General features: G+C 71.0%; 10 protein-coding genes. 4 read left to right on the top strand and 6 right to left on the bottom strand.

Annotated features, from left to right (window positions below; translation table 11 throughout):
- Positions 1-30 precede the first annotated feature (30 nt).
- The 3 genes from hydA to WME85_RS38550 all read right to left on the bottom strand — a co-directional run bounded on the left by hydA (position 31) and on the right by WME85_RS38550 (position 3969).
- Complete coding sequence (gene hydA, locus WME85_RS38540) at positions 31-1434, bottom strand: dihydropyrimidinase (RefSeq protein ID WP_437828247.1); 1404 nt, start codon at positions 1432-1434, stop codon at positions 31-33.
- Between the two features lie 214 nt (positions 1435-1648).
- On the bottom strand, positions 1649-2521 hold the full coding sequence (locus WME85_RS38545; protein WP_437828248.1) for a nitrilase-related carbon-nitrogen hydrolase: 873 nt from the start codon (positions 2519-2521) through the stop codon (positions 1649-1651).
- On the bottom strand, positions 2521-3969 hold the full coding sequence (locus WME85_RS38550) for a CoA-acylating methylmalonate-semialdehyde dehydrogenase (protein ID WP_437828250.1): 1449 nt from the start codon (positions 3967-3969) through the stop codon (positions 2521-2523). Before WME85_RS38550 ends, WME85_RS38545 begins: the two co-directional genes overlap by 1 nt.
- A gap of 643 nt (positions 3970-4612) precedes the next feature.
- On the opposite strand from WME85_RS38550, the gene WME85_RS38555 reads away from it, so the two are divergent.
- Both WME85_RS38555 and WME85_RS38560 read left to right on the top strand, forming a co-directional pair.
- Positions 4613-5041 carry a hypothetical protein gene (locus WME85_RS38555; protein ID WP_437828252.1) on the top strand — a complete coding sequence of 143 codons (429 nt, stop codon included), beginning with the start codon at positions 4613-4615 and terminating at the stop codon, positions 5039-5041.
- Between the two features lie 76 nt (positions 5042-5117).
- Positions 5118-7493: an Rv1355c family protein gene (locus WME85_RS38560; RefSeq protein ID WP_437828253.1), complete on the top strand. Its 2376-nt coding sequence runs from the start codon at positions 5118-5120 to the stop codon at positions 7491-7493.
- Between the two features lie 88 nt (positions 7494-7581).
- On the opposite strand, the gene WME85_RS38565 is transcribed toward WME85_RS38560, so the two are convergent.
- On the bottom strand, positions 7582-7962 hold the full coding sequence (locus WME85_RS38565; protein ID WP_437304044.1) for an STAS/SEC14 domain-containing protein: 381 nt from the start codon (positions 7960-7962) through the stop codon (positions 7582-7584).
- Positions 7963-8200: 238 nt separating this feature from the next.
- The gene (locus WME85_RS38570; protein WP_437828255.1) at positions 8201-10405 is read right to left on the bottom strand and encodes a hypothetical protein; all 2205 of its coding nucleotides are present in this window, start codon (positions 10403-10405) and stop codon (positions 8201-8203) included.
- Between the two features lie 433 nt (positions 10406-10838).
- Between WME85_RS38570 and WME85_RS38575 the strand changes: the two genes are divergently transcribed.
- Positions 10839-11624 (top strand): TerC family protein, encoded by a 786-nt coding sequence (locus WME85_RS38575; protein WP_437828257.1) that lies wholly within the window; start codon positions 10839-10841, stop codon positions 11622-11624.
- 179 nt (positions 11625-11803) lie between these two features.
- A complete protein-coding gene (locus WME85_RS38580) occupies positions 11804-12262 on the top strand; it encodes a response regulator (protein WP_437828260.1) in 459 nt (152 codons plus the stop codon).
- A gap of 87 nt (positions 12263-12349) precedes the next feature.
- Here the strand turns inward: WME85_RS38580 and WME85_RS38585 are convergent, their stop codons facing one another.
- Positions 12350-14485, bottom strand: coding sequence for a S9 family peptidase (locus tag WME85_RS38585; protein WP_437828261.1), 2136 nt, complete (start codon positions 14483-14485; stop codon positions 12350-12352).
- Positions 14486-14735: the final 250 nt, after the last annotated feature.

Consider the following 14735-nt stretch of genomic DNA (forward strand, 5'->3'; position numbering starts at 1 on the left):
GTACATGCGGTGATCGACGGCCGGTCGCGCCTACACGGCCCGGGCGCCCTGGGCCTGGCCGAGCCGGCGCGGCAGGTAGCGGCCCGCGCCGCGCTCCACGTCGAGCTTGCCGTCCGAGCACTGCACCCGGCCGTTGACGATCACGTGCGTCGGCCTCCCCTTCACCTCGAAGCCCTCGAAGATGCTCCGGTCGCACCGGTGGTGGTGGGTCTTCGCGGAGATCGTGCTCGTCCCCTGCGGGTCGAAGACCACGAGGTCCGCGTCGCCGCCCGGCACGATCGAGCCCTTGCGCGGGTACAGCCCGAAGATCTTGGCCGGCTGCGTGGAGAAGAGGTCGACGAAGCGGTGGACGTCGATCCGCCCCGCGAGCACCCCGTAGGTCCAGAGGAGCGCGAGGCGGTTCTCGATGCCGGCGGCGCCGTTCGGGATGCGCGAGAAGTCGTCCTTGCCCATGTCCTTCTGGCCGACCTGGTTGAAGGGACAGTGGTCGGTCGCCACGGTCTGGATGAGCCCCGACGAGAGCGCGGCCCACAGCGCTTCCTGGTGGCCCTTCGGCCGGATCGGCGGGCTCATCACGTACGCCGCCCCCTCGAAGCCGGGCTTCTCGTAGACCGAGTCGTCGAGCAGGAGGTACTGCGGGCACGTCTCGGCCATGACCACCTGCCCCCGGCTCCGCGCCTCGGTGACGGCGGCGAGCGCCTCCTTGCAGGTGAGGTGGACGATGTAGATCGGCTCGCCGATCACCCGCGCGAGCATGATCGCGCGCCCCGTCGCCTCCCCCTCGATCGGCGCGGGGCGGCTCTCTGCGTGGTACCGCGGGTGCGTCTTGCCCTCCTTCAGGAGCTTCTTCTGGAGCGCGACGACGGCGTCCCCGTGCTCGGCGTGGACGGTCACCAGCGCGCCGAGCCCCTTCGCGGCCTCCATCACCTGGATGAGCTCCGGGTCGTCGACGCCGATGGCCCCGCGGTAGGCCATGAAGGTCTTGAACGACGGGATGCCGTGCTCGCGCGTGCAGACGGCCATCTCCTTGAGGGTGTCGTCGCCGAACCAGGTGACGGCCATGTGGAAGGCGTAGTCGGCGACCGCCTTCTTCGCCTTCTCGTTCCACATCGCGAGCCCGTCGAGCAGCGGCTGCCCGCGGCTCGGGATCACGAAGTCGATGATCGAGGTCGTGCCCCCCGCGACGCCCGCCGCGGTGCCCGTCTCGAAGTCGTCCGAGCTCTCCGTCCCCATGAACGGCAGCTCCATGTGTACGTGGGCGTCGACCCCGCCGGGGAAGATGAGCTGGCCCGAGGCGTCGATCACCGTGTCCCCCGCGCGCTCCTTCGCGAGCCCCGCGCCGACGGCGGCGATCTTCCCGTCCTCGCAGTAGACGTCGCCGACGAACCGGTCGCTCGCTGTGATGATCTCGCCGTTCTTGATCAGGATGCCCATGTCGCTCCTCCGCGGGTGAGCGCCGGGCGGCGAGCCCCTCCGGGGGGCGGCGCCGCCATGGCGAGGGAAACGCCGGGGGAGAGTGCCGCCCGCGACCAGCGCCCCGGCGCTGCTGGTGCCCTCGCGGTGGGCTTCGGCGTGGCTTGGCGCTCGACGCCCGGTCAACACGCGGCTCGGTCAGCACGCGCCGTCCTCGCGCCGCGGCCGACGGCCCTCAGGGCAGCTGCTTCGTGAGCTCGCCGTAGCTCTCGGGCCGGCGGTCGCGGTAGAACTGCCACGTCCTCCGGACCTCCTCGATCACGTCGAGGTTCATCTCGGCGACGACGAGCTCGTCCTTGTCCTCGCTCCCTGTCGCGAGGAAGCTGCCCCTCGGGTCGCAGAAGTAGCTCGTGCCGTAGAACTTGCCGATGTTCCATGGCGCCTCGGTGCCGACCCGGTTCGAGGCGGCGATGAAGTAGCCGTTGGCCACGGCGTGCGCGGGCTGCTCGAGCTTCCAGAGGTACTGGGAGAGCCCGGCCACCGTCGCCGAGGGGTTCCACACGATCTCCGCGCCGTTCAGGCCGAGCAGCCGCGCCCCCTCCGGGAAGTGCCGATCGTAGCAGATGTACACGCCGATCCGCGCATACCGCGTCTGGAACGTGGGATATCCGAGGTTTCCGGGCTTGAAGAAGAACTTCTCCCAGAACCCGTTCGTGTGCGGGATATGCGTCTTCCGGTACTTGCCGAGGTAGGTGCCGTCGGCGTCGACCACGGCGGCCGTGTTGTAATAGACGCCGGCCATCTCCCGCTCGTAGATGGGGATGATCATCACCATCTTGTACTTCTTGGCGTAGGCGGCGAGCCGCTCGACCGTCGGGCCGGGGACGGGCTCGGCCACGTCACACCACTTCGCGTCCTGCGAGGGACAGAAATAAGGCGTGTTGAAGACCTCCTGCAAACAGAGGATCTGCACGCCTTTCTTCCCCGCCTCGTCGATGAACGGGAGGTGCTTCTCGAACATCGCGTCCCGGATGGCCGCGACGGAGGCGCCCTCGTCGTTGATCGGCGTCGAGCACTGGATCAGCCCGCCAAGTACGTTTCGTGCCATCAGTACCACCTCGTGATGACGATCTTGCGCTCCGTGTAGAAGTCGATGGCCGTCGGGCCGTGCGCCTTGAGGTCGCCGAAGAAGCTGCCCTTCTGCCCGCCGAAGGGGAAGAAGGCCATCGGCGCCGCGACCCCGATGTTCACGCCGACCATCCCGGCCCCGACGCGGTGCTGGAACTCGCGCGCCGCGCGGCCGCTCGACGTGAAGATCGACGCCGCGTTGCCGTATTCGCTCCGGTTCGCGATCGCGATCGCCTCGTCGAGGTCCTTGGCGCGCATCAGGCAGGCGACCGGGCCGAAGATCTCCTCGGTCGCGATCACCATCCCCGGCCGCACGTCGTCGAAGAGGGTCGGCCCCACCCAGTTGCCGTGCGGGTAGCCCTCGACCTTGGCGTCCCGGCCGTCGAGGAGCAGCGTCGCCCCCTCCGCCACGCCCTGCTTGATGTACGAGAGCACCCGGTCCCGGTGCGCCGCCGAGATCACCGGGCCCATGGTCACGCCCTGCTTCGACCCGTCGCCCAGGACGATCGCCTGCGCGTAGCGGACGAGCCCCTCGCGCACCGTCTCGTAGGTGTCGCCGACGCACACGACGACGCTGCCGGCGAGGCAGCGCTGGCCGGAGCAGCCGTAGATGGACTCGGCGATGTTGACGATCGTCTTCAGCCGCTCGGCGTCCGGCATCACCACGAGGAAGTTCTTCGCCCCGCCGAGCGCCTGGACCCGCTTGCCCGCCTCCGCGGCGCTCTTGTAGACATGGCGCGCGACCGACGACGAGCCGACGAACGACACGCCCGCGATGTCCCTGTGCTCGCAGAGGGCGTTCACCACGTCGCGGCCGCCGTGGACCAGGTTCACGACCCCGGGCGGCAGCCCGACCTGCTCCATCAGCTCGAAGATGCGCTGCTGCGAGAGCGGCACCTGCTCCGACGGCTTGAGGACGAAGGTGTTCCCCGTGGCGATCGCGTACGGCAGGAACCAGAGCGGGACCATCGGGGGGAAGTTGAACGGCGTGATCGCCGCGAAGACGCCGAGCGGCTGGCGGATCGCCTGGCAGTCGATCCCGGACGCCACGTCCTCGAGCGCCTGCCCCATCATCAGCGCCGGGATGCCGGCCGCGTGCTCGACGTTCTCGATGCCACGCCCGAAATCGTTCCTCGCCTCGGCCAGCGTCTTGCCGTGCTCCGAGGTGCAGATGGCCGCGATCTCGTCGCGGTGGGCGTCGAAGACCTCGCGCAGCTTGAAGAGGTAGCGCGCCCGCTGGACCGCCGGCGTCGCGCTCCAGCCGGGGAACGCCGCCTGCGCGGCCTTCACCGCCGCGTCCACGTCCGCCGCCGTCGAGAGCGGGACCCTGGCGAGAGATTCCCCGGTCGCCGGGTTCTTCACCTCGAGGTGTGTCTTCCCCGAAGAGCGAGTCCAGGCGCCGCCGACGAAGTTTTCCAGCACGCGCATCGCGAAACTCCCCTCCCCCGGCGAGGTGGTCACATCGAGATCCGGAGCAGGCAGGGCGCCGGCCCTGTTTGCTGGACAATACAACCCACCGATCGAGCGCTACATGCGGTTGGGGTCATCCGTCAAGCCTCGGTGCAGCATTGCAGTGCGTCGCCGCGACGGGAGGGTGACCTCTCACGCACGTTCCGTAGTATAGACCACAGCGCAGCTGACAGCGTCCGGCGCGACTCCCAGCATCACGTCATGAAATCCTTTGGAAACAACTCGGGTACGCCCTGGGCGCGCCGCGCGCGGCTTGAACCGAGCGACGCGAGCGCCGCGGTCGCCGCGAGCGCTCGCCGCCGTCATCGCGCTCGGGCGGCGTCATCCGCTGCGTCCCCCTCGCGCCGCGGCGGGGACGCGACAGCGCGCGGGGCCCGGCGCCGCGGGCGCTTCGTCGCGAGCCGCGCCGCGCATCAGGCCAGCACCGCATCGAAAGTCGCTCTGGAGCGTTGCTGCGTCGTTCGAACCGTCCTAGGTGCAACCCATGGACTTCGCGGACCCCTGCCCGGCCGCCGCGCGCGCGGCTGTCCCCGGGATCGCCTGCACGAACTGGCGGCTCGGCGGCGCGAGGACGTAAGCTCTGCGGGCGCTCGGTGAGACGATGACCCATCCCACCATGCTGTTCGACACGACGGAGCACGTGCTCATCGCCGTCCATGGCAGGGAACCGCCGAGCGACGAGGACTGGGAGCTCTACATGCAGGCGGTGATCGCGCTCCCGGCCACGTGCACCAGGACGCTGGTGGTGACCGCCGGTGGCGGCCCCAACGCGAAGCAGCGCGCGTCGATCAACGATTTTGTAAGCAAACACACCCTCACGGTGGCCATCTGCACCGACGCGCTGCTCGTGCGGCAGATCGGGATAGCGCTGAGCTGGTTCAACCCGCGGGTCAGGTCGTTCCGGGGCAACGACATCGCTGCCGCCCTGCGCTATCTCGAGGTCAACGGGCCTGAAGCCGCCCTCGTGCACCACAAGGTCGCGAAGATGAGGCTCGAGATCGACGGCCGGGCGCCCCGCACGACGCGCTGAGCCGAGGGAGCGTCTGGAGGTCGCGGCGGCGCTGGCACGGTCGGCGCCGGGCGCGCAGGGAGAGGCCGAGACAACGATGACCACGACCAGCTGGCAGCAGCTCATCTCGCATCCTTCGCAACGAGACGCCGAGTCGGCCGGGTGGTGGCCCCGCTTCTTCCGGCCGGCGCGCGAGGAGGACGCCGAGCTGCTCGGGCGCCTGCTCCGCGACGACCCGCGCGTGCAGGTCTTCGACACGATCGACCGGCAGCTCAGGGATCTCGTCAAGACCCGGCACCCCCGCCGGACCCTCGGAGATCAAGAGATCGCGCGGCTCGTGGACGAGCACCTGCGCGGCGTCCCGCGCCTCTCGTACGGCGTCTGGGTCCATTACCCGTGGTCGCACCGGCTCGTGCACCTGCTCGATGAGGCGGAGTTCGTCGAGCTGCGGACCAACCGCAACAAGTACAAGATCAGCGCCGCGGAGCAGGCGACGCTCGCGGGCCGGCGGATCGGCGTCGTCGGGCTCTCCGTGGGCCAGTCCGTGGCGCTGACCATCGCGCTCGAGCGGAGCGCCGGCGAGCTGCGCATCGCGGACTTCGACGACCTCGAGCTCTCGAACATGAACCGGATCCGGACCGGCGTGCACAACCTCGACGTGCCCAAGGTGGTCGCCACGGCGCGCGACATCGCCGAGCTCGACCCGTTCCTCCAGGTAAAGTGCTTTTCCGAAGGGGTCAATTCGGACAACCTGGAGCGCTTCCTGCTCGAGGGCGGCAAGCTCGATATCGCCGTGGACGAGTGCGACAGCCTCGATATCAAGCTGGAGCTCCGCCTGCGCGCGCGCGCCCACCGCATCCCCGTCGTGATGGACACGAGCGACCGGGGGCTCATCGACGTCGAGCGCTTCGATCTGGAGCCGGATCGGCCGATCCTCCACGGGCTCGTCGGCGACCTCAGGCCCGAGCGCATCCGCGGCCTGTCGACCGAGGACAAGGTGCCGTATGTCATGCAGATCATCGGGCAAGACACGCTCTCCACGCGCTTCGCCGCCACGCTCCTCGAGGTGCAGCAGACGGTGAGCACGTGGCCTCAGCTCGGGTCGGCGGTCGTCCACGGCGGGGCGGCGGCCGCGGACACGGCGCGCCGCATCGCCCTGGGCGAGCCGGTGCGGTCGGGCCGGTACTACGTCGACCTGGAGCAGATCATCAGCGGCCCGGAGCAGGAGCCGGCCGCCGCGGTGGCCACGCCGCCCGCGTCGGCCACGCCGCCCGCGTCGGCCACGCCGCCCGCGTCGGCCACGCCGCCCGCGTCGGCCACGCCGCGCCCCGCGCTCGCCGCGGCGTCGCTCGCGCGCCTGCCCGCCGGGGAGGCCGGCGCCGTCGAGCTCGACCGCGAGCAGCTGCGCCGGCTCGTCGAGGCGGGGATCGCGGCGCCCTCGGGCGGCAACTGCCAGCCCTGGCTGTGGGTGTACGAGGCGGGCCGCCTCGGGCTGTTCCACGACCGGGCGCGCTCCGAGTCGCTCGCCGACTTCCAGGGGGCGGGCGGCGTCGTCGCGCTCGGCGCGGCCGCCGAGAACGTCGTCCTCGCCGCGCACCGCGAGGGGCTGAGCGTGCGCGTCTCGCCGTTCCCGCGCGAGGGCGACGACGACCTGACCGCCGCGTTCGAGTTCTTCGGCGCGCCCGTGCGCGGCGCGGAGGGCCACGCGATGGATGCCCTGGCGGACGCCATCGGGCTCCGGCACACGAACCGGCGCCAGAGCGGGCGCGCGGCGCTCGCGGACGAGCACCGCGAGGCCCTCGCCGCCGCGGTCCGGTCCGTCCCCGGAGCGGACCTCCAGCTGCTCGAGTCGCCGGCGGAGCTCGAGGAGGTCGCCGCCCTGATCGGCGCCGGCGATCGCGCCCGGCTGCTCGCGCAGCGCACGCACGCCGACATGATGAAGGAGATCCGCTGGACCGAGGCGGAGGCCGCGGCGCGCCGGGACGGCATCTTCGCCGGCGCCTTCGAGCTGTCGCCGGCCGATCTGGCGGGGTTCAGGATCTGCCGGGACTGGCGCACGATGGACCTCGTGCGGCGCTGGGGCGGCGGCGGCGCGCTGGAGAAGATGGCGCACAAGGCGGTCGCCGGGGCGATGGCCGTCGCGCTGATCACCATGCCGCGCGCCGGGCTCGCGGACTACTTCCAGGGCGGCCGGGCGCTCGAGCGGGCGTGGCTGACCGCGACGCAGCGGGGCATCGCCGTCTACCCGATGGCGACGCTGCCGTACCTGTTCGCGCGCCTCGTCCGGGGCGGCGGCGAGGGGATGGATCCGGAGACCGTCGAGGTCGCGAGGGCGCTCCGGGAGCGGTACCTCCGGCTGTTCGACGTCGCCGACGCGACGGCCGAGATCCTGCTCTTCCGCCTGTCGCTCGCGGGCCCGGCGTCGACGCGCTCGCTCCGCCGGCCCCTCGAGGAAGTGCTCGTCGCGCGCTGAGCGGGCCGGCGCGCGAGCCGTCGCCCAGCGCTGGCGCGAGCTGGGCGACGGCTCGCGCGCGCCGGCCCGGGCAGCCCCGCGGCCGCGGTCAGGTCGCGGCGCGGTCGCCGAAGAGCCAGGCGCGCGCCGCGCCCTCGTCCTTGAAGACGCGCACGAGCTCCGCGGTCCCCGACTCGCGGGCGATCCGGCCCGCCTGCAGCGCGGCGAGGTCGCTCTGGACCAGCTCGGCGGTCCTGATCACCCCCATCGCGGCCGAGGTCGCCCCTGTATCGCGGAGCAGCTCCGTCGCCTGCTCGGAGGCGATGGAGAAGCCCCGGAAGTCCACGAGGACGCGGATCCTCCGGCCATAGAGCGAGCCGAGCGCCTTCTTGTACTCGGCGGCGTACGCCTGCGCCTCCTCGGCGCGCACGACGCCTTTCAACGTGACCTCGATGACGGCGTTGATCCTGTCGATCTTGAGCTGGTACATGCCTCCTCGCTGGGGAGCCGAGATCCAGAGACGACAGCGCCTGTCCCGACGGCCCTGGACCGCTAGAACACCGATCACGTTGAAAGCCGGAGAATTTTCACAGGGAGGCGGGGAGGCGGGGAGGAAGAAAAAAAAATGAAGTTCTTTCTCTTGCCGTCTTTAGCTCCCCGCCTCCCCGCCTCCCCGCCTCCCTGTGAAAATTCCTGCTTTTTCTCGTGGTTTCAACCCATTTGTCACTCTAGCGGTGCGGCGGCTTGGGCTCGGTGAGCTGGTAAACGTGCTCCACGAACTCCGGGACGAGCTCTCTGGCGACGATCCACAGCCGCCCTTCGCCGAGGTCGTTCAGGCTGGCAGGACCGGAGTAGGTCATCCTGCCGCGCTCGCCGAAGTAGATGAACGACGTCCGGTGGTGCTCCTGGAACCAGCCGCACACGGCGTCGAGGAGCGGGCCGAACGCGGCGTCGCCGCCGGGGCACAGCGGGACGAGGCGGACCGAGTCGAGCAGCCGGAAGAGGTTCGTGCCGAGCTCGCCGAGCTCGAGGACGGCGGCCGCCAGGGGCTCGCCGCCCTGGCGCGCGACGAGCAGCGCGCGCTCCCGCTCGAAGCCCGCGCTGCGCCAGCGCTCGACGCAGGGCCCGAGCGCGAGCCTGCCCGGCACGAGGTCGAGCGCCTCGGTGTACAGGCGCGGCGACGTGGCGCACAGCTGCCCGAGCAGCGCCGCCTGCTCCCCCGGGGTCGCCTCGCCGATCTCGAAGGGCTTCTCGCGCACGTCCACGTCAGCGCCCGCGCCCGCGCCCGCGCCCGCCCAAGAGACCTGCGGAGGCAGCGCCGGCACGTCGACGCCGATCAGGCGGAACGGCATCGCGAGGGCGAGCCCTGTCGCCTCGTGCCTGCGGGCGAACTCGAAGAACGACCGCTCGTTCCAGGCGACGTGCGCCTCGGCGTAGACGATGACCCACCGGCAGTCCGGGTCCGCCAGCGCGTACTCGCAGCAGCGCGTGAAGATGTCGCGGAGCACCTGCCGGGAGCTCAGGTTCGACGCGCTCTTCGGCCGCTTCGCGAGCTGATGAAACATCCACGTGCTGTGGTAAGGCTTCATCACCGAGAAATTGCCCTCGATGCCGTGCTCGGAGAGGCAGGTCACGTTGTGCAGGAGGTGCGGCGTCGCCGCGGCCTTCTGCGCCATCCTCATGACGCACGGCTTGATGGACTCGAAGTGCTCCGGGCGCCGCCCGGACAGGTTGAAGTAGCCTGACGAGGCGAAGAGGTCCCAGAACTCCGCCTGCCAGGCGCTCCCGCCGTAGGTCGTCGCGTGCAGGATGCGCGACACGAGCCGCAGCCAGCGCCGCTCGTCCTCGCGCTTCGCGGCCACGACGTGCACGCTGCCGAGCTGGGCGGCGGCGCCCTCGCCCGCGGAGACGGACCGCACCTCGCCGAGGAGGTGGATCACCCCGTCATCGCCGTCGGGGAGCTCCAGCGCCAGCTTGAGCCTGGGCGTGAGCGGGGGCTGCCCCTCCCCGAGCGCGAGCCGCAGGCTCGAGAACGACACGTCGACCACCTCGGCCTCGACGGGCGGCAGGTGGAGCCAGTGCGGGTGCAGGAAGCGCGCGGTGAGCTCGACCTCGACGCCCCGCTGCTGGAGGCTCTGGCGGAGGCGCTCCACCCGGGCGGGCAGCGCGGACACGATCTCGCCCGGGCGCACCTGCTCTGCCCGGATGTTGAACCGGAAGACCGAGCTGTGCCCGGCGATCTCGACCGCGGCGGCCTCGCTCCAGCCCTCGACGCCGAACCACCGGACCGTCCCGACCCCCACCTCGCTAAGCATCACGCACATGGAGGGCGCGCCCTCGGCGGCGCGGCGGACGACGCCCTTCTTCCGCAGGAGGACGCTCAGGATGTCGCGCACCCGCCGCGGGTCGTCGATGATCTCGCGCACCTGCGCGGCGCCCGTGGCCGAGGGCCGGAAGAGGTTGGCGGCGGCGGCCTTTGCCGTGCCGGCGGCGACGAGCGCGCGCAGCGCGTCGCGGATCTGGCCGCTCGCGCGCGCGGACACCTCCTGGAAGCACAGCCCGATGAGCGGGCCCCGCAGCCCCATCGACTGCAGGCCCACGAGGGCGGGGAGCGGGCCGATCTCGACGCCGCGGAAGTACAGGCGCACGCCGACGACGCTGCCGAAGGGAAACGAGGTCTGATAATCGGGCTCGACCCAGGCGCCCATCGCGCCGAGCAGGACGACCGGGTGGCCGTGGTCGAGCCCATCGAGTCGTAGCCAGACCGCGTCGCCGTCCAGCCAGCACGCCTGAGGCAGCTCCGACGGCGGCTCTTCCTGCGGATCTGCCCGCGGATCTGTCCGAAAAATGGCCCGCTCCAGCGACATGGCGTCATCGCCGCCGGCGGCCCAGCGCTCTTCCTCCCCCAGGCCGACCTTCGGAACCACCGTCACGAGGTCGTCTCCTCTCGCGCCAGACTACCTGTCCCCTGTGAGCAACAGGCGACCCTGGCGCCTCGCCCGTGTGGCAACGCGAAGGCACGGCAATGACCGGAGAGCTCGCCAACACCCCTCAGGAGCTCACCTGGAAGCCAGGAAGGAGGCAGATCCACTTGATCGTACTTCCCTACCATCTGTACCGGATCCCAACATGCCACGTCAAGCGGCGCGCGGGAGCGTGGGAGCGCGGGCGAAAGCGCCGGCGCGCGGTCAGCGCATGCGGCCGCATGCGCGGCCGCTGCCTTGCGATCGCCCGCGCTCCCTGAACAAGGAAGCAAGATCCTCCCTGCATCCAGCGGGGAACGAGCGGGAACCCGTGCCAGCGTGACGATGACGTTGCAGGCGACCGCGGCGCCTCATGCTACAACGGGCCACCCCGATGCCCGACATGAGCGCCTTTCTGCACGCCGATGGCTGGATCACGCTGGCGACGCTCAGCGCGCTGGAGATCGTCCTCGGCATCGACAACATCGTCTTCCTGTCCATCATGACGGCGAAGTTGCCGGCGGAGCAGCAGCCGCTGGCCCGCCGCATCGGCCTCCTGCTCGCCCTCGGGATGCGGCTGCTCCTCCTGCTCACGATCTCGTGGGTCATGGGGCTCAAGGCCAGCCTGTTCAGCCTCCTGGGACACGACTTCAGCGGGCGTGACCTGATCCTGCTCGGCGGCGGAGTGTTCCTGATCGGCAAGGCGACGCACGAGATGTTCGACAAGCTCGAGGTCGCCGACGTCAAGGAAGACCAGCCGAAGACCGGGGCGTCGTTCCCGTCGGTCATTGTGCAGATCGTGCTGCTCGACATCGTCTTCTCGCTCGATTCGGTCATCACCGCGGTCGGCATGGCGCAGCACATCTCGATCATGATGCTTGCCATGTTCATCGCGGTGGGCGTGATGCTCGTCTTCGCCGGGAGAATCGGCACCTTCATCCACCGCCACCCGAGCATGAAGATCCTCGCGCTGAGCTTCCTGATGCTCATCGGCGTGGTGCTCGTGGCCGACGGCATGGGCCAGCACATCAGCAAGGCGTACATCTACTTCGCCATGGCCTTCTCGCTCGGCGTCGAGCTCGTCAACATGCGCCTGCGGCTGCGGCAGCAGCCTGTCCAGCTGCACACCAAGCTGGCGAACGCGCCAGACCTCTCGCCGCCGGCCGGGCAGGCCCAGCGCCAGGGGTGAGGCCGCGGCCGGCTCGTCACGGGAGAGCCGGAGCGGCGGCGGAGGCGGGGGCTGCTGGAGCTGCTGGCGCGAGCACCGGGAGAGCCTGTAAACAATTCGCACAGAGGGGGGCGCCCGAGGGTCGACGGAGACAGCGGCCGGTCCCAGAAGTGACACCGGGGTTCTCCACCGAGGTGAGCGTGAGCGACGAGCAAGGAGACGCGGTACGAGGGAGGCGGCGGCGCATCGTCATCGTCGACGACGACGACGCGATCGTCGAGACGCTGGAAGAGGTGCTGCTGGCCGAGGGATACGACGTCGAGGGGTACACCGACTCGCTCGAGGCGCTGGAGCGGCTGCGCTCCCAGGCGCTGCCGGACGTCATCGTCCTCGACTGCGTGATGCCGTTCATGGACGGGCCGCGCCTCATGGAGACGCTCGCGGCCGAGGGGAGGGCGGTGCCGGTCGTGCTCGTGACCGCGCTCAGCGACCCCGGGTTCTGCATCGACCCGAACCACCCGGACGCGACGCGGATCATCAACAAGCCGTTCGACCTGGAGCAGCTGCTCGAGACGCTCGACGACCTGTCGAGCGTCTCTCCGGCCAGCGAGCCCGGGTCGCGGCGGCGCCCGCGGAGCGCGTCGCCGCAGCAGACGTAGCGGCGGCGGGACGGCGCGCCAGGGCCCGACGCGGCGGGCCTCCGCGGGCCCGGCCGTCGCGCCGCGCCCGCGGGAGAGGCGGGGAGCTCAGCGCCCGGGGAGCGCCGCGGAGAGCCCGTGGACGGCCTCGGCGCCGACGGGCACGGTGACGGTCGACCCCTTGAAGTCGTTGCCGATCGGCTCGTACGAGCCGCCGAGGCACTGCGCGAGGAAGGTCTCCGCGATCGCGTTGAACGACATGGCGTTCTCCGGGCGGGCGAACCCGTGGCCCTCGTCGGGGTACAGCACGTACGTCACCGGCATCCCCTTGCCCGTCATCGCCTTGACGATCTGATCGCTCTCGGCCTGCTTCACGCGCGGGTCGTTCGCGCCCTGGCCGATGAGGAGGGGCCGCTTGATCTGGTCGGCGAGGTAGAGCGGCGAGCGGGATCGCAGGCGATCGCGGCCGTCCTCGGTGCGGGGGTCGCCGACCCGCTTGGCGAAGAGCTCGAGCATCGGCGCCCAGTAGGGCGGGATCGACTCGAGCAGCGTCACGAGGTTCGACGGGCCGACGATGTCGACGCCGCAGGCGAAGGTCTCGGGCGTGAAGGTCAGGCCCACGAGCGTCGCGTAGCCGCCGTAGCTGCCGCCCATGATCGCCACGCGGTCCTTGTCGGCGATGCCCTGCGCCACCGACCAGGCCACCGCGTCGAGCAGGTCGTTGTGCATCTTGCCCGCCCACTCGAGGTTGCCCGCGTTGACGAACTTCTTCCCGAACCCCGTCGAGCCCCGGAAGTTGACGCTCAGCACGGCGTAGCCGCGGTTGGCGAGCCACTGGTGCATCGGGTCGAGGCGCCAGGAGCTGCGCGCCCAGGGGCCGCCGTGGACGAGGAGCACCGTCGAGAGCGGCTTGTCCGGCTTGCCGTCCTCGTCGGGATCGGCGGCGCGCGGCAGCGACAGGTAGCTCACGAGCTCGAGGCCGTCGCGCGCCTTGATGACCACGGGCTTCATCCTCACGAGCGGCGCCGACTCGAGCGCCGGCCGGTTCGTGAAGAGGAACGTCGCCCTCTTCGTGGTGCGATCGTAGAGGTAATACCGCGCCGGGCCGTTGGAGACGGTGTAGCCGACCGTCCAGCGCCTGTCGTCGAGCGAGCGGCTCAGCACGTCCAGGTCGCCGTCGGCGACGGCGCGTAGGGCGTCGAGGTCGAGCTGGATGCTCTTGTCGAGCACCTGCCAGCGCTTGCGCTCGCGCTCGGAGGCCGCCGCCTGGACCTTGCCCGTCTTCGGGTGGACGATCGCGCCGGCGATGTCGGCCTTCGCGTCCTCGGCGAGCACCTTGGGCTTCGCGGTCCGGAGGTCCAGCGTCACGAGCGCGGAGGTGTCGCGGCCGCGGCTGTCCCGGAAATAGAGCGTCCTGCCGGTCGCGTCGAAGCCGATCGCCTCGCTCGTGACCGCGTCCTCCGGCCCGAACGCGACGAACGGCTTCGGCTCCTTGCCGGTGAGATCGAGGTACTCCTGGCCTCCGGCGGGGGTCATCCGCGCCGCGAGCCGCGCCTTGAAGTCCTCGTCGGCGACGAACCCGGAGAACCCGTCGTTCTGCCGCACGAGCTTGCGTTCGCCGGTGCGGACGTCGACCCGGTAGAGGTCGTGGAGCTTCTTGTCCCGGTCGTTCATGCCGATCAGGACCTCGTTCGGGATCTTCTGGCTCAGCCCCTCGATCGTCGCGGAGATGCCCTCGAACGGCGTGAGGTCCTTGATCTGACCGGTCCTGAGATCGACGGCGTAGACGTGCCAGTTCTCGTCCCCGCCCTTGTCCTGCCGATAGAGGACGACGTCGCTCGCGTACGGGAACATGAAGGTGCGCACGCCGCGGCTCTTCTCCTTCGTGACCGGCTTGGCGGCCGCCGGCTCCAGGGCCGGGCCGACCCACACGTTGAGCACGCCCTCGGAGGGGGCGAGGAAGCCGAGCCGCTGCCCGTCGGGGCTGATCTGGGGCGACATGCGATCCGGGTTGCCGAAGAGCAGGCGCCGGGGCACGAGCGTCGCATCGGCGCGCGGCCCGGCCTGCGACGGCGCGGCCGGGGCGGCGACCGCCGGGGCCGCCGCGCCCGCCGGGGCTGCCGGGGGCGGCGCGGCGGCGGCCTTCTGGGGCGGCGCCGGCGCCTGCGCCGGGGCCCCGCCGCAGGCGAGCGGAGCGACGAGGGGCAGCAGGAACAGCGTTCGGAGCTTCTGGGGCAGGTTCATGGGTTCACCCGAGGCGCGGAGCCGCCGGCGGCACCCCACATGCGCCGCGCCCGCGCGCCGAGCGTCATACCGAGATCCCGGAGGCCGGTCCACGGCCGCGTCGCCCGGCGCGCCCTCAGGCGGCACGCCGGCCGACGCCAGGCCGATCATGTCGACCCCTGGTGTCATCGCGGTCGGATCGGCGCCGAGCCGCTCCATCGCGCTCTACCGGGTCCGCGGAGAACGGCCCGATGTTGGCGTAGTCGTTGTG

Source organism: Sorangium sp. So ce1153 (assembly GCF_051521595.1).
In the GTDB taxonomy this organism is placed as follows: Bacteria; Myxococcota_A; Polyangia; order Polyangiales; family Polyangiaceae; genus Sorangium.